The organism is Aphanothece stagnina RSMan2012, assembly GCF_046764815.1.
GTDB lineage: Bacteria > Cyanobacteriota > Cyanobacteriia > PCC-6307 > Cyanobiaceae > NIES-981.
Genome location: NZ_JBKOUC010000019.1, coordinates 28,647 through 53,342, shown reverse-complemented (window position 1 = coordinate 53,342; position 24,696 = coordinate 28,647). Strand labels below are relative to the sequence as shown.

Below are 24,696 nucleotides of genomic sequence, written 5' to 3'. Positions count from 1 at the left end.
GGAGGCTCCGAATCAGTGCGGGCTGGCGGCGTCTGACTCACCGAGCAGCCGCAGGGGAACGTAGGGTAGCCGCGATCAGCCGGAGAGCAGCGCCTCCACGAACTCGAAGCTGTTGAACGGCCTCAGATCGCGGATTCCCTCCCCGGCCCCGATGAAGCGGATCGGCAACCCGGCCTCGGAGGCCACCGCCAGGGCCACCCCCCCCCGGGCACTGCCATCGAGCTTGGTCAGCACCACGCCGGTGAGCCCGGCCGCACTGGCGAAGGCCATGGCCTGGCGCAGGCCGTTCTGTCCCTGGCTGGCATCGAGGACGAGCAGGGATTCCACCGCCGCCTCGGGGGCGAGCTTGTCGACGATGCGCCGCACCTTGGCCAGTTCCTCCATCAGGTTGTGCTTGGTCTGAAGGCGGCCCGCCGTGTCCACCAGGACCAGTTCGGTGCCCTGGGCCCTGGCGGCGCCGATGGCGTCGTAGACGACGGCGGCCGGATCGGCATTGGCACTGGGGTTGGCGATCACCGGCACGTGGCTGCGATCGCCCCAGACGCGCACCTGCTCCACGGCGGCGGCCCGGAAGGTGTCCGCCGCGGCGATCAGACAGCTGTAACCACTGCGCACCGCCAGGTTCGCCAGCTTGCCGAGGGTGGTCGTCTTGCCGACACCGTTGACACCCACCATCAGCCAGACATTGAGGCGATCGCGCTCGGGAACCAGCAGGGGACGGTCACTCTCCTGAATCGGCCGCTCGAGGATGCCGCGCAGCTGCTCCTTGAGGAAGCGGATCCCCTCGGCCGGATCGACCACCTCCTGGTTGAGGCGCTGGCGCAGGGCCTCGAGCACCTGGTCGGTGGCGGAGACGCCCACGTCGGCGCGGAGCAGGGTGGTCTCGAGATCCTCGAGCAGTTCGGGCGTGAGGGGATCATCCCCGAGGGTCTCGAGCAGCTGGCTGACGAAACCCCGCCGGGTTTTCTCGAGACCCTGGCGCAGACGGCCCAACCAGTCGATCTCCTCGAGGGAGACCTCATCGGCGGCCCTCCCCTGGGCGGCGAGCACCTCGACCGACCAGGTGAAGGTGTCGTCGAAGGCCCCGAGCTGGGGTTCTGCCGCATCGGCTGGAGGGGCCGCCGAGGCGGCCGGAGCGGGGGCTGGGCCAGCAGCGGGTTCGGCAGCTTCAGGAGGCGGCTCCTCCGTGGGGGCGGTGAGGGCCTGCTGCCGCTCGGCCCGCTGGGCGGCGGCAAGCTCAAGCAGGGACGGCCGCGGGGCCAACTCCGCGTTGCTCGGCTCGGGAACGGCGGTGGGCTCGGGGGCAGGCCGGCGTGCGGGTTCTGGAACCTCGGAGGCCTGGGCCTCGACCTGCGGGGCCTCGGTCTGGCTGCGGGCCGCCTCCTGCTGGGCCTTGAGCCGGGCATAGGCCTCGCGGGCCCAGGCGAGGGTGTCCTGATCGACGCCGCCGGAGGCAGGCGGGGGGACGGCTGCCGGTGGGGCATCGCCATCCGGGGAGGGGTCATCCCGGGAGGCGCCATCCGGGGAGGGGGAGGAGGCAGGCTCCGGGAGGGCGCCTTGATCCCGGGGGGCGGCAGCGGGATCGTTCTCCGTGCCAGGGGAGAGCGCCGACTCGGTCGCCAACTCAGGCGCCGGCCCGGGCACCACCTCAGCTTCGGAGGGGGGGACATCCTGGCCAGCGGCGGGGGCCGCCTTCCTGCGGAACCAGTCGAACACCATCAGGCCCCTGCCGCCGCCGCCGCGGTATACCGGCGCAGGACGCCGTTGATCATGCGCCGGCCCTGCTCGTCGCTGTAGCGGTTGGCGAGCTCCACCGCCTCACTGCAGGCCACGGCCGCCGGGGTGCCGAACTCGCTTAGATCCACCGCAGCCAGGCGAAGGATGTCCCGATCGATGCGGGGAAGGCGGCCCAGGCGCCAGCCCTCCATCACGGCGTCGAGTCGCCGGTCGATGGCCGGGCGCTGGCGGATCACGGCTGCGGCACGGTCGATGGCCCCGCGGCGCACCTCCTCCTGGTCGGCGAGCAGCAACAGCCGGGGCAGCTCCAGGCTCGCGGAAAGACGGTTGAGGGCCTGCTCGGCCGCCGCCAGGCCGTCCTGGAGATGCTGCCGGACCCGGGGCAGCTGCTCGACTCCCTGCTCCTGGAGCTCACTGTCGAGCAGCTGCTGCTGGGCGGTCTGCAGATCCTCGGCCGAGCGATCGAGGGCCTCGCGCACGTGCTGGCTGAGGCTGGCCAGGGCCTGCTGCAGCAGCACATCCAGGGGGGGGTCGGACGAGGAGGTTGGAGAATCGGCGCGGTCGCTGGTCTGGCCAAGCATTAGCAGGGCCAGTTCACGGGAGAGGGTGCGGCTCTGCATCAGGACATCTGGGGAGCTCGCAGCTGGGCCAGCAGGCTGGAGAAACTGCGGTTGGGGGTTTCGCGTTCGTCGGGATTGACGATGCCGGCGGAGATGATGGTGCGGAAGGCATCCTCCACCGACAGGTCGAGATCCCGGACGGAACGCTCCGGCACCACCGTGTACCAGCCGGTGGTGGGATTCGGGGCGGTGGGAATGAACACGCTCAGCATGGGCTCGTTGAATCCGGCCTGCAGGGCTGTGCCCAGCACGCCGGTGACGAATCCGAGGGCATAGAGCCCCTCGCGGGGGTATTCCACCAGGACCACCCGGCGGAAGCGGGAGGAGTTGCCCTGCAGGAAGGTCTCGAGCAGTTGCTTGAGGGTCTTGTAGACCGATCCCGCCAGGGGGATCCTCAGCAGCGTCCCCTCCCCGAATTCCAGCAGCCAGCGACCGACGATGTTGCGGGCCATCAGGCCGATCAACAGGATCCCCAGCAGGGGAACCAGCAGGCCGACGCCCAGATTGATCAGTTCCTGCAACACCGGATTGAGGGTGTTGAAGGGGTTGAACTGCTTGGGGATGGAGGTGAGAAAGGCGAGCACGAACCGGCTCACCGTGGTGGCGAGCCAGATCGTGGTGGCCAGCGGAATGACCACCAGCAGGCCGGCGATCAGATCGTTCTTGAGATCCTGCTGGAGGCGGTCGCCCAGGGGCTGATCAGGTCTGGGACTGGATTGAACCAAGGGAAGACCCGGCGATCCGGTCGTCAGCTACCAGATGGCAACTTAGCCAGCCACGCCCCCCGGACGTTTCCCATCGCTCAGACCAGGGCCGCCAGGGCCACCAGGGCAAAGCCGATGGCGAGCACACCGGCCCGGGCGGTACCGCTGAAGCGGCGCTGCTGCAGGGCCACATCCCTGGCCAGGCGGGCCTGGCCCAGCTGCTGCTCGGCCTGCTCGAGCTGGGGCTTGAGCTGGGTGTCGATGAACTCCTGGGCTTTCTGCTTCTTCATCTCAGCGGAAGCACCCGCGGGGATGCGCCCCTCCTTCTCGGCCTCGGCGATCAGCTTGTCGACGAAACCGGGGTCCTGCAGCTGCTTTTTCTGCATCTCCAGCTGGGAGGTCTGCTGGGCGATGGTGGCTTCGGACTGCTGCATCTGCTGGGCGAGGGCCGTCTCGGCCTCGATCGAGATGGGAACCGCCACGACCATCGTGATGGCGAGCACGATGCCGATCAGACCCACGACCCAGCGGAGCGCGGTGCGCCCGGCGGGAGCCTCGAAGCGGCTGGCGATCAGCATCAGCAGCAGCCCCACCAGGGCCATGGGCGTTTCCCCGACCAGACGGTCGACGAACAGCTGGCGGAAGGGCTCGAGCGACCAGTTCCAGGCGGCCAGCAGGGCAGCGACCTGGAGACCGGTCAGGGCCACCAGGGTGAGGCCGATCCAGCGCAGCAGATGGGCCAGGCGGCCGGAGGTGGCTGTACTACTCACAGGTTGCTCGCTGCAGACTGAAGATTCGCGGCAACTGTACGAGTGACGCACCGCGCGGCCGGAACGGCCCGGGCAGCCGAGCTGGCCGAGGCGCTGAAACGGGAGGCCGGGGCGCTTGGGTTCGATCCGGTGGGCATCGCCGCCGTGCCGGCAGGGGAGCGCTGGCAGCTGCGCAGCGCAGCCCTGGAACGCTGGCTGGCCGCTGGACACCAGGCCGGTATGGCCTGGATGGCCGACCCCCGGCGCCAGCGGATCGAGACCCTGCTGCCCGGCGTGCGAAGCCTGCTGGCCGTGGGACTCAACTATTACGTCGCCGCGGAACGGCTGCCGGGCACACCGGCCGTGGCGCGCTACGGCTGGGGACGGGACTACCACCGCGTGATCGAGGGCCGCCTGCGGCGGCTGGGCCGCTGGCTCGAGGCGACGGTGCCGGGGGTCCGCTGGAGAGCCTGCGTGGACAGCGCCCCGCTCATGGACAAGGCCTGGGCGGAGGAGGCCGGCCTGGGCTGGATCGGCAAGCACGGCAACCTGATCGATCGGCGGAGGGGGTCGTGGCTGCTGCTGGGGCACCTGCTCACCAGCCTGGATCTGCCCGCCGATGCGCCGGCGACCCCCCTCTGCGGCAGCTGCAGCCGCTGCCTGCCCGCCTGCCCCACCGGTGCGATCCGCGAACCCTTCGTGGTGGACAGCCGGCTCTGCATCGCCTTCCACACGATCGAGAACCGCGATCCCGACCTGCCGGCACCGATCGCCGCGGCCCTGGGCGGCTGGGTCGCGGGATGCGACATCTGTCAGGAGGTCTGCCCCTGGAATCAGCAGCCGCTCGAAAGCTCGAAGGATCCCGACGTGCAACCCCGGCCGTGGTGGCTGGGGCTGCCGGCGGAGGAGGCGCTCTCCTGGAGCGACGCACTCTGGGACGAGCGCCTGCGGGCCTCGGCGCTGCGGCGGATCAGACCGTGGATGTGGCGACGCAACATCCGGGCGGTGCTGGGCCGGGCTGCCCCCCGGCCCACTCCCTAGGCTGGCCACAACCGACCCGTTTCAATGGCCCCGCGCTGGCTGCGCGCCATTCCGCTTGTTGCCCTGGGCCTGAGTCTCAGCCAGACGCCACCGGCCCACGCCCTGGTCCCCTACACCTACGTTCCGCAGCAACAAGAACTGGAGGCCGCCGGCCTGGGCATCGCCCAGGCCGCCGCCCGCCTGTTGCGACTCGGCCAGGCGGAGGATGCGGCCCGTCTGGCCGCCCTCACGGTGCGGCTGCTGCCGAACGACCCGCGGGGCTGGCTGCTGCTGGCGGAAGCCCAGCTGCGCAGCAACCAGCTCAAGGAGGCGGCCGCCTCTCTCGCCCGGGCCAAGGAACTCGATCCCCGCAATGCCGGCATCTGGTTCGCCGAGGGGTCGCTCGCGCTGCGCGATGGCCGACCGGCGGAGGCCATCGGACTGCTGGAGCAGGGCCTGCGCCTGGACGGCCGCAGCGCCAGCGCCTACTTCGATCTGGGCAATGCCCACATCCTGACCGACCGACCCGCCCAGGCCCTCAAGGCCTTCGAGCGGGCGAGCCAGCTGCGCAAGGACTTCTGGGAAGCGATCAACAACCAGGCGCTGGTCCTCTACGAACAGGGCCGGACCCGCGACGCGATCGACCGGTGGAGGAAAGTGCTGGGCATCAAGCCCGATGCCGCAGAACCGAATCTGGCCCTGGCCGCAGGCCTGTTCAACAGCGGCGCCGAAGGCCGCCAGGAGGCGCTCGAACGGGCCGGCAAAGCCCTGAACGCCGAGCCGAACTACGTCCTGGAGAGCTACCAGAAGGAACAGCTCTGGGGACCGCGGCTGCGCAGCACGACCCAGATCCTGCTGCAGCAGGCCGAACTCAAGCCCTACGTGGACCGTGCCATGGCCAACGCCAGTCCGGAGGGTGACCTGGGCGCCGAACCGGAGGAGTAACCCCGCTCAGCTGGAACGGCATCGGTAGGCTGAGCCCCACCTCTCGCCCCCTCACCCCAGCACCGGATGGCCGAGGAGCGCGGCAACGAACGGAACGGCACTCCGAACGGCGAGGGGCGGATCGAGCCCATCGCCCTGCATCAGGAGATGCAGCGCTCCTACCTCGAGTACGCCATGAGCGTGATCGTGGGCCGGGCCCTGCCCGACGCACGGGACGGACTCAAACCGGTGCAGCGGCGCATCCTCTACGCGATGCACGAGCTGGGGCTGACCCCGGATCGGCCCTACCGCAAGTGCGCCCGGGTGGTGGGCGACGTGCTCGGCAAGTACCACCCCCACGGCGACCAGGCGGTCTACGACGCCCTGGTGCGGCTGGTGCAGACCTTCGCCAGCCGCCACCCGCTCCTCGACGGCCACGGCAACTTCGGCTCGGTCGACGACGATCCGCCGGCGGCGATGCGGTACACCGAAACCCGTCTCGCCCCGATCGCCAACGAGGCGATGCTCGATGAGATCGCCAACGACACGGTTGATTTCGCCCCCAACTTCGACGGCTCCCAGCAGGAGCCCACGGTGCTGCCGGCCCAGCTGCCCTTCCTGCTGCTGAACGGCTGCACAGGCATAGCTGTGGGCATGGCCACGAACATCCCGCCCCACAACCTGGGGGAAGTGGTGGATGCCCTGATCGCCCTCATCCGCAAGCCCGACCTGACCGATGAGAAGCTTCTGGCCCTGGTGCCAGGCCCGGATTTCCCCACCGGCGGGGAGGTGCTGCTGGGCAGCGGTGTGCGCGACACCTACCTGGTGGGCCGGGGGAGCATCCCGATGCGGGGCGTGGCCCACATCGAGGAAGTGCAGCCCGGCAAGGGCCGGCACCGCCGCAGTGCCGTGGTGATCACCGAACTCCCCTACCAGCTCAGCAAGGCCGGCTGGATCGAGAAGCTGGCCGAGCAGGTGAACGACGGCAAGATCGGCGGCATCGCCGACATCCGTGACGAGAGCGATCGCGACGGCATGCGGGTGGTGGTGGAGCTCCGCCGCGACGCCAGCGCTGAGACCGTGCTGGGGGAGCTCCAGCGCCGCACCGCCCTGCAGAGCAACTTCGGCGCCATCCTGCTGGCCCTGGTCAACGGGCAGCCTGTCCAGCTGAGCCTCCGCCGCATGTTGGAGGAGTTCCTGGCCTACCGGGAGCTGACCCTGGTCCGGAGAACCCGCCATGCGCTCCAGCGCTGTGAAGACCGGCTGGAGGTGGTGGAGGGCCTGATCAAGGCCCTCGATGCCCTGCCCCAGGTGATCGCCATGATCACCGCGGCCGCCGATGCCGCCAGCGCCAGGGCAAGCCTGCAGGTCCATCTCGATCTGAGCGAACGTCAGGCCGATGCCGTTCTGGCCATGCCCCTGCGCCGCCTCACCGGTCTGGAGCAGGAAAGCCTGCGCAAGGAATCCGAGGAACTCCGTCAGGAGCGCACCCGGCTGCGCCACCTGCTCGAGGACCGCGGCAGCCTGCTGGAGGCGATGGTGGCGGAATTCAAGGCGCTCAGGAAACGGTTTGCCACCCCGCGCCGCACCCGCCTGGTGGAGGGCGGCGATGACCTGGTGGCCCAGCGGGCGGCCGCCATCCGCCCGAATGCCGAGCTGCAGCGTCAGCAGGCCTACGAGGCCCTCGCGACGGACAGCCGGCTGGTGATCCAGGCCGACGGGGCGGTGAAGGTGGTGAGCCCCCAGGTGCTGGGCCGGCTGCACCTCGATGAACCCGTCGATCTGGGCGACCATCCCGCACCGGGCCAGGTGATGGTGCCGGTGGCCCGCCAGCCCCAGGTGCTGGCCTTCACCGCCGACGGCCGCGTGGCGCTGCTGCGCTGGGAATTCGCCGGTCAGCAGCCCGGTCTGCTGGAGCGCTTCCTGCCCGACAGCCTGGATGGCGCCACCGTGGTGCAGGTGATGCCCCTGCCGGAGGGCGGCGAGAGCGGAGGCCTGAGCCTCGGCCTGCTCAGCAGCGACGGTCGCTTCAAGCGGCTGCCGCTGGAGGAATTCCAGGAACTGTCAGGCCGGGCGGCCACGGTCCTCAAACTCAAGGAAGGGGTGGTCCTGCAGCGGGTGGTCCTCTGCCGCGAGGGGGAAGATCTGGTGGTGGGGAGCAGCACGGGTCGGATGCTGCGGTTGCCGCTGCAGGACAGCCAGGTGCCCCTGATGGGTCGCACCGCCCAGGGACCGGTGCTGATGCGGCTGCTGCCGGAGGAGCGGGTCGTCGGAGCGGCCTGCGTCGAAGCGGGCGGCTCGGTGCTGCTGGCCAGCAGCGGCGGGGTGGTCAAGCGGCTGAGCCTGGACGGTCTGCGTCGCTGCCAACGGGGCGATCTGGGCCAGATCGGGGTGCGCTTCAGCCGCCGCGGCGACACGCTGGTGGACCTGTGCGATGGCGCCGCCTCGGTGGTGGGGGTGCTGGTGGGGGAGAGCCGCAGTGGTCGACTCGTCCCGGGGAACCTGGATCTCCAGGATCCGAACGGCGCCGGCCTTGAGCTCAGCCTGCGCCCGGGCGAAGCGGTGCGCCGGCTCATTCCCCTGCTTGCCTGAGCCGACCTGGGGGTGAGCCCTTCCGCCGCCTGTGGCGACTTTCTGTCAGGGCAGGATGGCCCTCAGTGAACCGTGGCGGCGATGCCGGCGGGTTCGAGCATCAGCTTGCTGGAGCGCACCGACTCGTCCATCTCGATCGGGTACTGGCCGTCGAAACAGGCCGTGCAGAAGTGGGAAGACTCGGCCTGGGCAGCCTCCACCATGCCTTCCTTGCTGAGGTAGGCAAGCGAATCGACACCCAGGTGGCTGGTGATCTCCTCCAGGGTGAGCCGCGCCGCAATCAGATGGTCCTGGGTGTCGGTGTCGATGCCGTAGAAGCAGGGATGGGTCACGGCGGGTGAACTGATCCGCATGTGCACCTCGGTGGCACCGGCATCGCGGAGGGCCGCGACCAGCTTGCGGCTGGTGGTGCCACGCACGATCGAGTCATCGATCACCACCACCCGCTTGCCGGCCAGCACATCGGGAAGGGGATTCAGCTTGACGCGGATCCCGGCCTCCCGCATCGCCTGGGTGGGCTGGATGAAGGTGCGACCGACATAGCGGTTCTTGATCAGACCATCGGCGAAGGGGATGCCACTGACCTGGGAATAGCCGATGGCCGCCGGGATGCCTGAATCGGGCACACCGATCACGATGTCGGCGTCGATGGGGGTCTCGCGGGCCAGGACTTCACCGATCCGCACGCGATAGCTGTAGAGGGATTCGCCGAAAAAGCGGCTGTCGGGCCGAGCGAAATAGATCATCTCGAACACGCACAGCTTGGCGGGCTCCTCGCACCAGCGGCTGCGCTGCGGCGAGGGATCGCCCTGGAGGAAATGGATGATCTCCCCGGGCTGCACATCGTCGTTGTAGGCGGCCCCGATGATGTCCAGCCCACAGGTCTCGCTGCTCACCACCCAGTGGCCCTGGTGGGGTTCACCGAGATGGCCGAACACGAGCGGGCGGATGCCGTGGCCATCCCGCAGGGCAAACAGACCCTCCGGGGTGCCGATCACCAGGCTGAATGCCCCCCGACAGCGGGCCGCCGCCCGGCGGATGGCCTGGTCCCAGCTGAGGCCGTCATTCACGGCCTGCTGGAGCGCGAAGGCGATCAGTTCCGAATCCGTGGTGGAGGTCAGCTCACTGGCGATGGCCCGGAGTTCCTCGCGCAGCTGGGCCGCATTGACCAGGTTGCCGTTGTGGGCCAGGGCAAAGGGGCCGAGGCGGGTGTTGAGCACGACCGGCTGGGCGTTGCACACCTTGCTGCTGCCCGTGGTCGAGTAGCGGTTGTGGCCGATCGCCAGATCGCCGGGCATGCGCTCCAGCACCTGCTGGTCGAACACCTGGCTGACCAGACCCATGTCCTTGTGCAGCCGCACCTGCTGGTGGGCATCGAAGACGGCGATCCCAGCCGACTCCTGCCCGCGGTGCTGCAGGGCATAGAGGCCGAAGTAGGTGAGGTTGGCCACCTGCTGACCGGCGGCCAGCACGCCGTAGACCCCGCAGGCCTCCTCGGGCTTGTCGGGGCGGTCGGGAACGGGAGGGCTGGGCGCGGGGTCCGGATGCATCACCGCCACAAGCCCGACACCCAGTACATCAAGAAATCATTCTGCATCAGGGCTTCACTCAGGCGGTGGGGGGGAGATCCACCCCCATGCGGCGAGGGATCGCCTGCTCGAACGGCTCGCGCAGCTGGTCGAGGCCAAGCTGCAGCAGGGCGGCTCCGGAACTGCGGACGCTGAGGTTGGGGCTGGCGATGACCTGGCCCAGCTCGGTGGCGGGCACGGACCCCGCGACGGCCGCCAGAGCCTCCTGCCAGCCTGCAGCCTGCTGGGCCGGCACGCTCACCAGGATGCGGGCGCCTCCTTCGGCAAACAGAAGGCGGTCGGGGCGGGCGACCGAGGTGGGCAGGCAGAGGTCGGCGCCGAGGCCGGAGGCGATGCAGCATTCCGCCAGGGCCACGGCGAGGCCTCCATCGCTGAGGTCGTGGGCGGCTGTCACCAGGCCGGCGGCGATCGCCTGACGCAGAAACGCCTGCACGGCCTGCTCCAGGGCGAGGTCGGGGCGGGGGGGGCGGCCGGTGACCAGGCCGTGGACGCAGGCCAGATAGCTCCCGCCCGCCAGACTGACCCGCTCATCCAGCGGCCCGGGGGCCACGAGCGGCTCGAGCGGCACCCCCAGCAGCCAGATGGCATCGCCGGGCTGATGCCAGGCCAGGCCGCAGATCCGAGCCAGGTCGTGCACCAGCCCCACCATTCCCACCACCGGAGTGGGGTGGATCGGCTGCATGGTGCCGTCGGGGAGGCGGGTCTCGTTGTAGAGGGAGACGTTGCCACCGGTGACCGGGGTCCCCAGGGCGCTGCAGGCGGCAGAGAGGCCGCGGCAGGCCATCGCCAGCTGCCAATAGCCGATGGCGGTGTCAGGCGAGGGGAAGTTGAGGTTGTCGGTCACGGCCAGGGGCTCGGCCCCCACGCAGCTGAGGTTGCGGGCCGCCTCCGCCACTGCCGCCATTCCGCCGCGCTCGGGGTCGAGAGCCACCCAGCGGTTGGGACAGTCCACCACCGCGGCCACGCCCCGGTGGGCGGGCGCCATGGCGCCCGCACCCTGCTGGGGCCGCAGCCGCACCACCGCCGCATCCGCCCCGCCTGGAGGAACCACGGTGTTGGCCTGCACCTGGTGGTCGTACTGGCGGTAGACCCAGCGCTTCGAGGCGATCGTCGGGTCATCGAGCAGCAGCAGCAGGGCCTGGTTCCAGCTAGTGGGCTGACCGGCCCGCTCCCCCCCGACCGGCGTGATGCCCGTGGGGCCCGCCGCGGGCAGATCGGCCTCACTCCAGCGCCAGTGGGCCTGGATCGCGGCCGGAGGCTCGCTGAGCAGCTCGTGATGGTTGATCGGGGTGTCGTCGGCCAGGGCACTGGCGGGCACCTCGGCGGCCACTTCGCCGTTCTGGAGCACGCGCACCACGTTCTGCTCGAGCACGCGGCCCACCACGGCCGCCTGCAGGCCCCAGCGGGTGAAGCGCGCCATCAGCGGCTCCTCGTGGCCTGGCTTGACCACGAAGAGCATCCGCTCCTGGGATTCGCTCAGCAGGAACTCGTAGGCGGTCATGCCGGCCTCGCGGGCGGGCACGCGATCGAGATCGAGCTCGATGCCCAGGCCACCCTTGGCGGCCATCTCCGAGCAGCTGCAGGTGAGTCCGGCGGCGCCCATGTCCTGGGCCGCCACCACATCGCCGCTCTGGAAGGCCTCGAGGCAGGCCTCGATCAGACCCTTCTCCAGAAAGGGATCGCCCACCTGCACGGCGGGCCGGTCATCGAGCGAGGCCTCGGTGAGCTCGGCGCTCGCAAAGCTGGCGCCGCCCATGCCGTCGCGGCCGGTGGTGCTGCCCACGTACACCACGGGATAGCCCACGCCCTCGGCGCCGGAGCAGACGATCTCCTCGGTCTCCATCAGGCCGAGGGCCATGGCGTTCACCAGCGGGTTGCCGGAGTAGCTGGGGTCGAAGGCCACCTCACCGCCCACGGTGGGCACGCCCACACAGTTGCCGTAGTGGGCGATGCCCGCCACCACGCCCTCCATCAGGCCGACGTTGCGCTCGTCCTCGAGGGGGCCGAAGCGCAGGGCGTTGAGCAGGGCGATCGGCCGGGCACCCATGGTGAAGATGTCGCGCAGGATGCCGCCCACCCCCGTGGCCGCCCCCTGGAACGGCTCCACCGCCGAGGGGTGGTTATGGCTCTCGATCTTGAAGGCCAGGCGCTGGCCCTCACCGAGATCCACCACACCGGCGTTCTCGCCGGGACCCACCAGGATGCGCGGGCCGCTGGTGGGGAACTGGCTGAGCAGGGGGCGTGAATTGCGGTAGCAGCAGTGCTCCGACCACATCACCCCGAACATGCCCAGTTCGGCCCGGTTGGGGGCCCGGCCCAGGCGGCGGCAGATCTCCTCATAGTCGTCCTGGCTCAGGTTCTCCTTCCTGAGGGCTTCGGGCACCGGGTAATCGGGAGCCGCAGGGTCGGAAGCAGCAACCACAGCCATGGGAGTCGGATGGCTCCAGTGTGGCCGAAGGGGTTCAGCAGCCCGGGGCCCGGCGGCGGGTCAGATCCAGGGATCACCATCCGGGTCGGGCTGGTGGCGGCGGCGGCGGGCGCGGGGCTGAGCCATCCAGGACGGGGGGGACTCCTGCTCACTCGGCTCGACCCCCCAGTGGTCGTCCCAGGGTTCGGGATCCTCGCCGTCGTCCGGCGGGGGGTCCTGGGGAGGCCCCCAGTCGCGCCGGGGCTCCGCCGCGGCCTCCCAGGGCGGTTCTTCGAGCCAGCCCTCGACACGGCCCTCGAGGCGATCACCCGCCTCCTGGAACTGGTCCCGCAGCCGGCTCGTCTCCTCCTGCACCTGGTCACGCCAGCGACGCGAGCGACGCAGGAACTCCTGGCGGACGCTGGCGCGGGCAAGGGGGAGATCATCGAGGCCCTGCAGGGCGGTGAACACCAGGCCGGGCTGCTGATCCACGATCCGCTCCGGACTGAGCCGCCAGCGGCTGCTGCCGGGCAGCCGGGGGTCGCTGCGACTCACGAGGTAATGGCGGATCCGGCCGGTGCGGAGCTCGATGGCGGCATCGGCCAGGGTGCCGATCGGCTCGCGGCGGGCATCGAGCAGGGAGGCCTCGATCAGGGTGGGCAGGCGCTCGATCGTGTCCTGGTCGGTCTCGGCGGGATCCCCCTTCACCAGGGCCTCCAGCTCCAGCAGCGCCCGCAGCTGATCCAGCCGCCACACCAGGCGGCGATTGCCGAACGCCGAAGGACGGGTGACCCAGCCCAGCACCCGATGCACCGGCGGATGCATCCAGACCCGCAGACCCGCCCCCCGTTCCAGTCCCCTGTCACAGCGGACACGCCGCCGCAGCAGGTCGCTGAGCAGGAGTTGCTCGGGAAGGGACAAGGCGGTTCAGCCCCGGATCTGAACGGGCATCACCAGATAGGTGAAACCGGACTCATCGAGGGACTGCAGCACGGCCGGCGTGGTCGGGGCATTGCACTGGAGCACGACCTGCTCCGAGACCATGGCCTTGAGACCGTCGAGCAGGTAGCGGACATTGAAGGCGATCTGGATGGACTCCCCGGACATGTCGGCCGGCAGGGATTCGGAGCCGCGGCCCACATCCTGGGCATCGGCCTGCACCTGGAGCCTGCCGGCGTCGGGATCGGCGGTGATCTTCACCACGTTGTTGTGCTGGTCCGCCAGCACCGCCACCCGGTCCAGGGCCGCGATCAGGCCGCGGCGATCGATGACGATGCGGCGCCCGAAGCTCTCGGGGATCAGCTGGCGGTAGTTGGGGTAGGTGCCATCCAGGCTGCGGCTGGTCAGCACCTGGTCGGCCCACAGGAAGACCACCTGGCCCCGATCGCAGAAGAGGCTCAGCGGCTCCTCCGACTGGCGTCCGGAGAGCAACCGCTCCAGTTCCCGCAGGGATCGCGCCGGCACGGTGACGGCAAAGGGCTCGCCGCCCTGATCCGGAGCCAGACCCGCCTCGGCCAGGCGCAGCACAGCGAGCCGGTGTCCATCGGTGGCAGCGCACTCCAGGCCCTCGGGATCGAGATGGAGATGGACCCCGGTGAGCAGCTGCTTGGCCTCGTCACCGCTGCTGGCGAAGAGGGTGGCCCGCAATCCCTTGACCAGGGCCTCGGCCTGGAGGCGGATGGGATGGCCGGTCTGCACCAGCGGCAGATCGGGGAAATCCTCGGCCGGCATCCCCCGCATCTCGTACTGACCGGAGAGGCTGATCAGATCCACCTGCTCATGGCCCTCGCGGCAGTGGATCGTGATCGGGCCGTCGGCCGAGAGACGGGAGACGATTTCGCCGAAGAGGCGGGCGGGCAGGGTGATGGCACCGCTGGTCTCCACATCGGCGGAAATGCTGGTCTGGATGCCGAGGCTCAGATCGAACCCCGTGAGGCTGAGGCGACCGGTGCCGGCGTCAGCCGTGAGCAGCACGTTGGCGAGCACCGGGTGGGTGGGCCTGGCGGCCACCGCGCGGCTGACCAGTTGCAGGCTCGCGCTGAGTTCCGTCTGAGAGCAGACCAGCTTCATGGTGTCGCGGGGCTGAACCCGGTGTCCGTGGGACGGGAGCACCACGTTTCCACAGCCCGGTGAATTGCGCAACGCCGGTCATCCGCCATCCCCGGAACCTTCTGCAAGTCCATCAATCAACTGGAAAAGAAAGAACAAACCCGTAGCCTTAGGGCCTGGGGAAACTGGGCAAAAGGCCCGCTTTCCCTTCTGGGGCAGGCCTGCGCCGGATCGAGGCCTGGGGAACGGCCACAGCCTGCTGGGGAGGAATCGCCGTTCTCCCCAGATTCCCGCCGCTGGGGAAAGAGGAGGGCGGACCGGGGCGTTGCTTCTCCGGCTGCATTCCGCAGCATCCGGTGCCTTCTTCCCCAGGTCCTGGACAGACACTTCCGGCAGCGGATGCCGTCCTGCGGCAGCATCAGCTGCCCGCCGGCACCCCCGCCGGCACCCCCACCGCCCCCTCAGCCGGCCATGACAAAGCCCCCCGAGCGGAGGCCTGGGGAGGCGCTCAGAAGCCCATCACCTCGGCGACCTTGGCCGTATCGGCCTCCAGGCCGGTGTGGAAGCGGGCATCGTTGTGTTCGATGGCGGTGGTGGGATCCTTCAGGCCGTTGCCGGTGAGCACGCAGACCACGGTGGAACCCGGCGGCACCTCGTCGCGCCGCTTCAGCAGCCCGGCGACCGAGGCCGCGCTGGCCGGTTCACAGAACACGCCCTCCTCGCTGCCGAGCAGCTTGTAGGCCTCGATGATCTCGGCGTCGGTCACGGCCATGAAATCGCCGCCACTCTCGGCCCTCACCTTCAGGGCTTTGTCGCGGTTCACCGGGTTGCCGATCCGGATCGCCGTGGCGATGGTGTCCGGCTGCTCCACCGTGTGGCCCAGGACCAGCGGAGCTGATCCAGCGGCCTGAAAGCCCATCATGCGGGGGACGGTGCGGCAGTGGCCGGCCTGGCGGTACTCGTTGAACCCCATCCAGTAGGCGCTGATGTTGCCGGCATTGCCGACCGGGATGCAGAGCCAGTCCGGGGCCACGCCCAGCGCATCCACCACCTCGAAGGCAGCCGTCTTCTGACCCTCCAGCCGGTAGGGGTTGACGGAATTGACCAGGGTGACCGGGTACTGGTCGGCGACCTCCTGGACGATGGCGAGGGCCCGATCGAAATTGCCCTGGATCGCGATCACCTCGGCGCCGTAGAGCAGGGCCTGGGCCAGCTTTCCCTGGGCCACGTACCCATCGGGAATCAGCACGAAGGCCCGCATGCCTCCCCGCCGGGCATAGGCGGCGGCGGCGGCGGAGGTGTTGCCGGTGCTGGCGCAGATCACGGCCTCCGAGCCCGCTTCACGGGCCTTGGAGATGGCCATGGTCATGCCACGGTCCTTGAAGGAGCCGGTGGGGTTCAGGCCGTCGTATTTCAGGTGCACCTTCACCCCCTTGCCGATCCGGCTGGCGATCGCCGGGGCGGGGATCAGTGGGGTGGCCCCCTCGCGGAGGGTGATCACCGGCGTGCGCTCATTCACCGGCAGCCACGCCCGGTAGGCCTCGATCAGCCCCGGCCAGTCCTGCAGGGTGGGTGTCGGCCCCAGGCCCAGCCGACGCAGCGATTGGAGCAGGGCCAAGGCGTCAGGGGAGGTCTCGGCCGAATCTACGGCTCGGCAGACGGCGCGGTCGGATTGGCCTCCGCGGCATTGCCACGCAGGCCATCCAGCGGCGATTCGGAGAAGAAGCGCACCAGTTCCACGATCGAACCGGCCTTGCGCATGATGCCCAGCAGGGCCGGGATGTTCACTTCGAGCTCCTGGGTCGGGTAGGCCTCAAGGAAGGAAATGGCGGAAATGGAGCCGTTGCCGTTGACCAGACCCATCACCAGGGCCGAGCGCAGCGCGGGAATGCCCTGGCTGGGGGCCTTGAGCGGGTAGACCACCTGGGACAGGCGCTGCAGCAGGGCCTCGCCGATGCGGGTGTTGAGCAGCCGGCTGACCAGGGACACCGGGAGGGCCAGGGACTGGTTCAGCAGCTTGGAGACCTGTGCGGGGTCCTGACTGCTGAAGCGGAGCACGTCGGTGAGCAGACCGCGGGATTCGCCGGTCTGGGCCAGGTGGGTGACATCGGCGACGGTGATCGACCGGCGGAACGCTCCGCTCACGAAGACCAGGTTCTCGGCGGCGTAGGCGGCCGGCGATCCCAGGCTCATCCCCAGCCCCAGCAGGGCGGCCAGCAACCTGAGGCGTTTCATGCGTGATGGCATCGCCTCACCCTAGGAGTTTTTCAGGCCGAGGCCAGGGGGGGAGAACGGCGCAGCCCGGGGTCGACCAGCACATCCCGCAGCAGGCGTACCACCCCCCGTTCGGCGAGTCCGCGGGCCAGATCGCGCCCCATCCGACGCAGCTCCGGCTCGCCCAGCACCCGGGGCAACCGCTTGAGCAGCAACTTGGGCTCAAAGCCCGGCAGGGCCTGGAGGATGGCCATCAGCTCACGCACCGGTTCGAGATCCAGCAGCGGGTCGGCGGTCTCGATCGGACGCCGCCGGCGCAGGCCGGGGGGCTGGAGTCTGGTGGGCAGGCGTTGGCCCAGCCGCAGGGTGGTCTGCCAGGCCAGACCGTCGAGCTGCTGCACGAGGGCGTCGACCAGCTGCTGGCGCAGCAGGCCTCCCCGGGGAGAGAAGAGGAAATCCAGCACCTGATCGAGCAGCCCATCGAGGTCGAGGCTGGCTCCCCGCGAGGCACTGGCGATGAGGTTGTCCAGCCGCTGCCAGCGGAAGATCTCCCCATCGAACAGCATCTCCCTGAGGCTTTCGCGCAGGCTGGGATCCGGGTCCTCCATCAGCCGCCGGGCGAAGTAGGGATAGGCGGCACCGAGAATCTTGAAGTCCGGATCGACGCTCAGGGCGATGCCCTCCAGGGTCACCAGGGAGCGGATGATCAGGGCGTAGTAGGGGGGAACCCGGAACGGGAAGCGGTACATCACCCCCGAGAGATCGTCGGTGACCGCCTTGAAGTCCATCCGGCTCACCCCCATTTCCAGGGCCTGGCCGAACACACTCTCGAAGGCCGGCACGATCGGCTTGAGGTCCACGTCCTCCGCCAGGAATCCCAGGGTGACGAAGTCCTTGGACAGCTGATCGAAGTTGCGGTTGACCAGGTGGACAACGGCCTGGATCAGCCCGGTTCGCGCCTCACGGCTGACCTCGCTCATCATGCCGAAATCGAGGTAGGCCAGCCGCCCGTCCGGCAGGGCCAGCAGGTTGCCGGGATGGGGGTCGGCGTGGAAGAAACCGTGCTCCAGCAGCTGCTGCAGGCTGCAGTTCACGCCCACCTCCACCATGTCGTCCGGATCCACCCCGATGGACCGCACGGCTTCGAGGTTGGTGAGCTTCACCCCCTCCATCCACTCCATCGTCAGCACCCGGCGGCTGGTGGCTTCGCGGTAGATGCGGGGAACGGCGATGCGGGGGTTGTGGCCGTGCAGAACGGCGAACCGTTCGGCGTTGCTCGCTTCGTTGCAGTAATCCATCTCCTCGAACACCCGTTTGCCCAGCTCATCGATCAGGGCCACCAGATCGCTGCGGATCACCCCGACGTTGCGGTTGAGCCAGGCCGCGATGTTGCGCACGATGTAGAGATCCAGGGTGATCTGCTCCCGCAGACCCGGGCGCTGCACCTTCACCGCCACCCGCTGCCCGCCATGCAGCACGCCCCGATGCACCTGGCCCAGCGAGGCGGCCGAGATCGGGTTCCGTTCGAGCTGGGCGTAGACCGTGCTCACCGGTGCTCCGAGGTCCTCCTCGATGCAGGCCATCGCCAGGCCTGGATCGAAACCCGGCAGCTGATCCTGCAGCTGGGCCAGTTCCTCGAGCAGCAGGGGAGGCACGATGTCGGGCCGGGTGGAGAGCGCCTGTCCCGCCTTGATGAAGGCCGGTCCCAGCGAGGCGACGAGCTCGGCGGCCTCCCGTGCCCTGGCCTGGACCCGGGAGCGCAGGTTGAGGCGGCCGGTCAGCCAGTCGAACCCCACACCCGTCAGGTAGAGGCCGATCGGCACCAGGGTCTGCCACAGGCGGCGGATCAGCCGCTGGGGATGGCCGGCGTAGATCCGGCTGATGGCGACGGGGTCGTACGCCAGCAGGCCGGCCGCCTCGATGAAGTCGCTCAGATCGGTGCTGGCCTGCAGGTCGGCCTGCTGGCCGGAGGCAGGCTCCGGCTCGGGCTGGTCCGGCACCGCCTGGTCCGGAACCGCTTCGTCATAAACCGCTTCGTCATGGGTCCCATCGCCATGCACGGCCTGCTGCATGGCCGCCGCGGCCAGTTCCAGGGCCGTGGGGGGTGCTGACTCGGTACGGCTGCTCACCATGGCCGCGCTCTGCCGTTGGTCGGAGTCCCCTTCTAAAGCAAAGACGCAGCCGCTACGGTCGGCGCGATGACCGGAGGCTGCGTGCTCACGGCCCTGCGCCTGGAGAACATCGCCCTGATCGAGCGCCTGGAGCTCACGTTCAGCGCAGGCTTCACGGTGCTCACCGGCGAGACCGGTGCCGGGAAGTCCATCCTTCTCGATGCCCTCGATGCCCTGCTGGGCGGGGCCCAGGGTGCCGGGGCCTCCCGCCTGCTGCGCCAGGGGGCGAGCCGGGGGGTGATCGAGGCCTGCTTCAGCCTCTCCCCACCCTTGCTCCGCTGGCTGGAGGCCGAGGAGCTGCCGGCCGAGGAGGGCGAGGTGGTGCTGGCCCGTGAGTGGCGATGGAGCGACGGACGCCTCTCCAGCCGCAACCGTCTCAACGGGGTGACCATCAACCGCTCCCAGGTGCAGGCGCTGCGCCCTCTGCTGGTGGACCTCACCGTGCAGGGTCAGACCCAGCAACTCGCCCGGGCCGGCCAGCAGCGCCGCTGGCTGGATCGTTGTGGGGGGGCGCCGTTGCAGCAGGCCCTCGGCCAGGTCGGCGTGGCCTGGAGCGACTGGAAGACGGCCGCCGCGGCGCTGGACCAGGCCCGGGCGGCTTGGCAGCAGCTTCAGGCCGAACGCGCCAGCCGGGAGGCCCTGCTCGCCGATCTGGACTCCGCCGCTCTGGAGGATCCCCAGGAGGCTCTGCACCTGCAGCAGGAGCAGGATCGGCTGGCCCACGGTGTCCGCCTCCAGGAGGGGGTGATGACCTTGCTGGGCCGGCTGGTGGAGGGGGCTGAGGGTGCTCCCTCGGTGCTGGACCACCTGGCGGCCTGCGAAGCGGAATGGCAGGCGATGGAGCAGTGCGATGGTTCCCTGGCCGAGCTGCACGGCCGGGCGGTGGAGGTGCACCAGCTGGTGCAGGATCTGGCCCGCGATCTGGACCGCTATGGCGCCTGCCTGGAGAGCGATCCGGAGAGCCTCGCGGCCCTGCAGGAGCGGCTGCAGCAGCTCAGGGCGCTGCAGCGGCGCCATGGCCAGGATCTGGCTGGCCTCATCGACCTGCGGGATCGGCTGCGGGACGAGCTCCACAGCGGTGGCGCAGGGGTCTCCCTGGAGGTGCTGGAGCAGCGGGAGTGCCAGGCCCGCCGCTGCCGCGATCAGGCCAATGCGCAGCTGAGCCAGTGCCGCCACGAAGCCGCCGCCTGGCTGGAGGGGCAGCTGATGGAGGCCCTGCGGCCCATGGGGCTCGCCAACGTGCGCTTCGCGGTGGCGATCGAGCCGTCCGGTCCCGGGGAGGAGGGGGCGGACGCGGTGCAGTTCCTGTTCTCGGCCAATCCGGGCCACGCCCTGGCGCCGCTGGCGGAGGTGGCCTCCGGGGGGGAGATGAGCCGCTTCCTGCTGGCCTTCAAGACCTGCCTGGCGGCGGCTGATTCCCACGTGACCCTGCTGTTCGATGAGATCGATGCCGGGGTGAGTGGCCGGGTGAGCGGCGCCATGGCGGCGCTGCTGCAGCGGCTCGCCCGCCAGCGCCAGGTGTTCTGCATCACCCACCAGCCGCTCGTGGCGGCCGCCGCCGACCACCACTTCCGGGTGGCCAAGCAGGTCGTGGAGGGGGTCACCCACACGCGGGTGTCCCAACTGCGGGACACCCGCGCCCGCCAGGTGGAGCTGGCGGAGCTGGCCGGGGGGGATCACCAGGAGGCTCGCAGCTACGCCGCCAGCCTGCTGGGCAGGGGAGCTACCAGCCCCGAGGCGCATCCAGCCCCATAGATTTATAAACCGTTACATTGAAGCGCCGCTGACCGTCGGGTCGCCATGCCCTGGACCGCCACCGCCATCCCCGATCAGTCGGGTCGTCTCGCCCTGGTCACCGGCGCCAGCAGTGGTCTCGGCCTCGAGACGGCCCGGGCCCTGGTGGCCAGGGGAGCCACGGTGATCCTGGCCTGCCGCTCCCGCCCCAGGGCCGAGCGGGCCCGCGAGGAGCTGCTGCCCGCCGCGGCCTGCGGTGGCGCCCTGGATCTTCTCGACCTCGACCTTGCCGATCTGACCACGGTGGTCACGGCGGCCCGTCAGGTGGCGGAGCGCTACGGCCGCCTCGATCTGCTGATCAACAACGCCGGGGTGATGGGGCTCCCCCGCTCCCTGACGCGCCAGGGGTTCGAGCGGCAGTTCGGCATCAACCATCTCGGTCACTTCGCGCTCACCCTCGCCCTGCTGCCCGTGCTGCGGGGTCGCCCCGACGCCCGGATCGTCACGGTGACTTCCGGCGCCCAGTACTTCGGCCGGATCGACTTCGACGATCTGCAGGGGGAACGCCGCTACGACCGCTGGAAGGCCTATGGCCAGAGCAAGCTGGCCAACGTGATGTTCGCGATCGAGCTGCAGCGGCGGCTCGAAGCGGACGGTGCCAGCGTGCTCTCCCTGGCGGCCCATCCGGGGGTGGCCCGCACCAATCTGCAGCCAGCCTCGGTGGCCGCCAGCGGCTCCTGGCTCGAGCCGCTTGCCTACCGCTTGATGGCGCCCCTCTTCCAGAGCGCCGCCATGGGCGCCCTTCCCCAGCTGTTTGCGGCGACGGCACCTGAGGTCACCCCCGCCGGCCACTACGGTCCGGACCAGTGGGGGGGCATGCGCGGCTGGCCCACGCCGGTGCGCGTGGCTCCGGCAGCCCTGGAGGCTGGCCAGCGGCAGCGTCTCTGGCAGCTCAGTTCCGAGCTGTGTGACCGGGCCTGTCCTGGCTGGTCGGAGTCCCTGGCCCCCAGCCCCCGCCCCTAGAATCCACCGTTCTCGTGACGGCTGGATGCCCCGCGCCAAGAGCCCTGCCGCCACCGGGGGCGCCGCCGGATCCCTGGCCCGGACGGTCCATGAGAAGGCCCATGACAGGGCCGCGCTCCAGACCCTGAACGGCGGTTCGCTCGAGGATGTGATCCGGGTGCGCGGGGCCCGCCAGCACAACCTCAAGAACATCGATCTCACCATTCCGCGCAACCGCCTGGTGGTGTTCACCGGGGTCAGCGGCAGCGGCAAGAGCTCCCTGGCCTTCGACACGATCTTCGCCGAGGGTCAGCGCCGCTACGTCGAGAGTCTGTCGGCCTACGCGCGTCAGTTCCTCGGCCAGGTCGACAAGCCCGATGTGGATGCGATCGAGGGGCTCTCGCCCGCCATCTCGATCGATCAGAAATCCACCAGTCACAACCCGCGCTCCACGGTGGGCACCGTCACGGAGATCCAGGACTACCTGCGCCTGCTGTTCGGCCGCGCCGGGGAGCCCCACTGCCCGGAATGCGACCGCTCGATCAGGCCCCAGTCGATCGATGAGATGGTCGACCAGATCATGCAGCTGGCGGAGGGTACCCGCTACCAGCTGCTGGCCCCGGTGGTGCGCGGCAAGAAGGGCACCCACGTGAAGCTGCTGGGCGGCCTGGTGGCCGAGGGCTTCGCCCGGGTGCGGATCAACGGCGAGGTGCGCGAGCTGGCCGACAACATCGAGCTGGACAAGAACCACGCCCACAACATCGAAGTGGTGGTGGACCGGCTGATCGCCCGGGAGGGGATCCAGGAGCGGCTGACCGATTCGCTCCGGACCGCCCTCAAACGGGGGGATGGGCTGGCCCTGGTGGAGGTGGTTCCCAAGACCGGCGAGGCCCTGCCGGAGGGCCTCGAGCAGGAACGGCTCTATTCCGAGAACTTCGCCTGCCCGGTCCACGGGGCCGTGATGGAGGAACTCTCGCCGCGGCTGTTCTCCTTCAACAGCCCCTACGGCGCCTGTGCCGACTGCCACGGCATCGGCCATCTGCGCCGCTTCACCACCGAGCGGGTGGTTCCGGATCCCTCCCTGCCCGTCTACGCGGCCGTGGCCCCCTGGGCGGAGAAGGACAACGCCTATTACTTCTCCCTGCTGTACTCCGTCGGGGAGGCCTTCGGCTTCGAGATCAAGACGCCCTGGAAGGAGCTCACGGCCGAGCAGCAGCAGGTCCTGCTCAACGGCTCGAGCGAACCCATCGCCATCCAGGCCGACAGCCGCTACCGCAAGGCCCAGACCTACGTGCGGCCCTTCGAGGGGATCCTGCCCATCCTGGAGCGGCAGCTGCGCGATGCCAGCGGGGAGTCGGTGCGTCAGAAGCTCGAGAAGTTTCTGGAGCTGGTGCCCTGTTCCAGCTGCCAGGGGCTGCGGCTCAAGCCCGAGGCCCTGGCGGTGCGGGTGGGTCCCTTCCGCATCCATGAGCTGACCGGCAGCAGCGTGGCGGAGAGCCTGCGCCGGATCGAGGAGCTGATGGGGGTGGGGGAGAGCGAAGGGGCAGAGCCCCTGCTGACCCCTCGCCAGATCCAGATCGGCGAACTGGTGCTGCGGGAGATCCGCATGCGGCTGAAATTCCTGCTGGATGTGGGGCTCGATTACCTCAGCCTCGATCGCCCCGCCATGACTCTCTCCGGTGGTGAGGCCCAGCGCATCCGTCTTGCCACCCAGATCGGGGCGGGCCTCACCGGCGTGCTGTACGTGCTGGATGAGCCCAGCATCGGCCTGCACCAGCGGGACAACGACCGTCTGCTCGCCACCCTGCTGAAGCTCCGCGATCTGGGCAACACGCTGATCGTGGTGGAGCACGACGAGGACACGATCCGCGCCGCCGACCACATCGTCGACATCGGTCCGGGGGCGGGTGTCCATGGCGGCCACATCGTCGCGGAGGGAGGCCTGCAGTCGCTGCTGAATGAGCCCGAGTCCCTGACGGGCGCCTACCTCAGCGGCCGGCGGGCCATCCCCACGCCGCCGGAGCGGCGCTCCAGTGGTTCCCGGGCGATCAGCCTGGTGGGCTGTGAGCGCAACAACCTCGCCGGGTTCGATGTCTCCTTCCCGCTTGGGCGCCTGGTCTGTGTCACCGGTGTGAGCGGCAGCGGCAAGAGCACCCTGGTCAACGAACTGCTCCACCCGGCCCTGGAGCACAGACTGGGGATGAAGGTCCCCTTCCCGGCCGGCCTGGGCGAACTCAAGGGCATCAAGGCGATCGACAAGGTGATCGTCATCGACCAGAGCCCGATCGGCCGCACCCCGCGCTCGAACCCTGCCACCTACACCGGTGCCTTCGATCCCATCCGTCAGGTGTTCGCCGCCACGGTGGAGGCCAAGGCCCGCGGCTACCAGGTGGGCCAGTTCAGCTTCAACGTCAAGGGTGGCCGCTGCGAGGCCTGCAGTGGCCAGGGCGTGAACGTCATCGAGATGAATTTCCTGCCCGATGTCTATGTGCAGTGCGATGTCTGCAAGGGGGCCCGCTACAACCGCGAGACCCTGCAGGTCACCTACAAGGGCCACACCATTGCCGATGTGCTGGAGATGACGGTGGAGCAGGCCGCTGACGTCTTCAGTGCGATTCCCCAGGCGGCCGATCGGTTGCGCACGCTGGTGGATGTGGGTCTGGGCTACGTGAAGCTGGGCCAGCCCGCGCCCACCCTCTCAGGAGGGGAAGCCCAGCGGGTGAAGCTGGCCACCGAACTCTCCAAGCGGGCCACCGGCAAGACCCTCTATCTGATCGACGAGCCCACCACCGGTCTGAGTTTCTATGACGTGCACAAGCTCATGGAGGTGATGCAGCGGCTTGTGGACAAGGGCAACTCGATCCTGGTGATCGAGCACAACCTCGATGTGATCCGCTGCGCCGACTGGATCGTCGACCTCGGCCCCGAAGGAGGAGACAAGGGCGGCGAGATCGTGGTGTGCGGCACCCCCGAGGAGGTGGCTGAGCATCCCACCAGTCACACGGGCCGTTACCTGCGGCAGGTGCTGGCTCAGCATCCCCCCCTGCCGCTGGCTGTCTGAGGCTGGGCCTGCCGATGCCGCTCGCTGCCGCTGACCCCTGAGCGCTCCTGTGGTCCCATCCGTAGTGGTGCTGTCTGCTGGGAACACCATGGGCAGTGCTTGGGACCTAGCCTGGCGGCGACG

At 69.6% G+C, this 24,696-nt stretch carries 17 protein-coding genes; 6 read left to right on the top strand and 11 right to left on the bottom strand.

Features of this window, described 5'->3' with window-relative positions:
- Nucleotides 1-75: 75 nt before the first annotated feature.
- From ftsY to ACLNEE_RS12770, 4 genes are all read right to left on the bottom strand, one after another.
- Entirely contained in the window at nt 76-1,719 is a 1,644-nt protein-coding gene (gene ftsY, locus ACLNEE_RS12785) for a signal recognition particle-docking protein FtsY (protein ID WP_411424431.1), read from the bottom strand.
- Nucleotides 1,719-2,357 (bottom strand): transcription antitermination factor NusB, encoded by a 639-nt coding sequence (gene nusB / locus ACLNEE_RS12780; RefSeq protein ID WP_411424430.1) that lies wholly within the window; start codon nt 2,355-2,357, stop codon nt 1,719-1,721. Before nusB ends, ftsY begins: the two co-directional genes overlap by 1 nt.
- Nucleotides 2,357-3,049, bottom strand: a complete 693-nt coding sequence (locus tag ACLNEE_RS12775; RefSeq protein WP_411424433.1) for a DUF502 domain-containing protein — start codon at nt 3,047-3,049, stop codon at nt 2,357-2,359. Before ACLNEE_RS12775 ends, nusB begins: the two co-directional genes overlap by 1 nt.
- Nucleotides 3,050-3,159: 110 nt before the next feature.
- A complete protein-coding gene (locus ACLNEE_RS12770) occupies nt 3,160-3,831 on the bottom strand; it encodes an HpsJ family protein (RefSeq protein WP_411424429.1) in 672 nt (223 codons plus the stop codon).
- 42 nt (nt 3,832-3,873) lie between these two features.
- Here ACLNEE_RS12770 and queG point away from each other — a divergent pair, with 42 nt between their 5' ends.
- The 3 genes from queG (at nt 3,874) to ACLNEE_RS12755 (ending at nt 8,346) form a co-directional block, all read left to right on the top strand.
- Nucleotides 3,874-4,851: a tRNA epoxyqueuosine(34) reductase QueG gene (gene queG / locus ACLNEE_RS12765; RefSeq protein ID WP_411424428.1), complete on the top strand. Its 978-nt coding sequence runs from the start codon at nt 3,874-3,876 to the stop codon at nt 4,849-4,851.
- A 24-nt stretch (nt 4,852-4,875) separates the two neighbouring features.
- The gene (locus ACLNEE_RS12760; protein ID WP_411424427.1) at nt 4,876-5,775 is read left to right on the top strand and encodes a tetratricopeptide repeat protein; all 900 of its coding nucleotides are present in this window, start codon (nt 4,876-4,878) and stop codon (nt 5,773-5,775) included.
- Nucleotides 5,776-5,841: 66 nt separating this feature from the next.
- A complete protein-coding gene (locus ACLNEE_RS12755) occupies nt 5,842-8,346 on the top strand; it encodes a DNA gyrase/topoisomerase IV subunit A (RefSeq protein WP_411424426.1) in 2,505 nt (834 codons plus the stop codon).
- Between the two features lie 62 nt (nt 8,347-8,408).
- On the opposite strand, the gene purF is transcribed toward ACLNEE_RS12755, so the two are convergent.
- The 7 genes from purF to ACLNEE_RS12720 all read right to left on the bottom strand — a co-directional run bounded on the left by purF (nt 8,409) and on the right by ACLNEE_RS12720 (nt 18,737).
- Nucleotides 8,409-9,896 carry an amidophosphoribosyltransferase gene (gene purF / locus ACLNEE_RS12750; RefSeq protein WP_412007194.1) on the bottom strand — a complete coding sequence of 496 codons (1,488 nt, stop codon included), beginning with the start codon at nt 9,894-9,896 and terminating at the stop codon, nt 8,409-8,411.
- Between the two features lie 58 nt (nt 9,897-9,954).
- Nucleotides 9,955-12,363, bottom strand: a complete 2,409-nt coding sequence (gene purL / locus ACLNEE_RS12745) for a phosphoribosylformylglycinamidine synthase subunit PurL (RefSeq protein WP_411424278.1) — start codon at nt 12,361-12,363, stop codon at nt 9,955-9,957.
- A gap of 60 nt (nt 12,364-12,423) precedes the next feature.
- Complete coding sequence (locus ACLNEE_RS12740) at nt 12,424-13,263, bottom strand: hypothetical protein (RefSeq protein ID WP_411424279.1); 840 nt, start codon at nt 13,261-13,263, stop codon at nt 12,424-12,426.
- 6 nt (nt 13,264-13,269) lie between these two features.
- Complete coding sequence (gene dnaN, locus ACLNEE_RS12735) at nt 13,270-14,412, bottom strand: DNA polymerase III subunit beta (RefSeq protein ID WP_411424285.1); 1,143 nt, start codon at nt 14,410-14,412, stop codon at nt 13,270-13,272.
- 487 nt (nt 14,413-14,899) lie between these two features.
- A complete protein-coding gene (thrC, locus tag ACLNEE_RS12730; RefSeq protein ID WP_411424280.1) occupies nt 14,900-16,009 on the bottom strand; it encodes a threonine synthase in 1,110 nt (369 codons plus the stop codon).
- 26 nt (nt 16,010-16,035) lie between these two features.
- Nucleotides 16,036-16,626 carry an alpha/beta hydrolase gene (locus tag ACLNEE_RS12725; protein WP_411424281.1) on the bottom strand — a complete coding sequence of 197 codons (591 nt, stop codon included), beginning with the start codon at nt 16,624-16,626 and terminating at the stop codon, nt 16,036-16,038.
- Nucleotides 16,627-16,658: 32 nt separating this feature from the next.
- Nucleotides 16,659-18,737 carry an ABC1 kinase family protein gene (locus ACLNEE_RS12720; protein WP_411424282.1) on the bottom strand — a complete coding sequence of 693 codons (2,079 nt, stop codon included), beginning with the start codon at nt 18,735-18,737 and terminating at the stop codon, nt 16,659-16,661.
- Nucleotides 18,738-18,803: 66 nt separating this feature from the next.
- Between ACLNEE_RS12720 and recN the strand changes: the two genes are divergently transcribed.
- Genes recN through uvrA form a run of 3 tightly spaced genes read left to right on the top strand, consistent with a single transcriptional unit; the run spans nt 18,804 to nt 24,573 of the window.
- Entirely contained in the window at nt 18,804-20,531 is a 1,728-nt protein-coding gene (gene recN / locus ACLNEE_RS12715; protein ID WP_411424283.1) for a DNA repair protein RecN, read from the top strand.
- 45 nt (nt 20,532-20,576) lie between these two features.
- Nucleotides 20,577-21,533, top strand: a complete 957-nt coding sequence (locus tag ACLNEE_RS12710) for an oxidoreductase (protein WP_411424284.1) — start codon at nt 20,577-20,579, stop codon at nt 21,531-21,533.
- Nucleotides 21,534-21,558: 25 nt separating this feature from the next.
- Entirely contained in the window at nt 21,559-24,573 is a 3,015-nt protein-coding gene (uvrA, locus tag ACLNEE_RS12705; RefSeq protein WP_412007193.1) for an excinuclease ABC subunit UvrA, read from the top strand.
- The last annotated feature ends 123 nt before the right edge of the window (nt 24,574-24,696 follow it).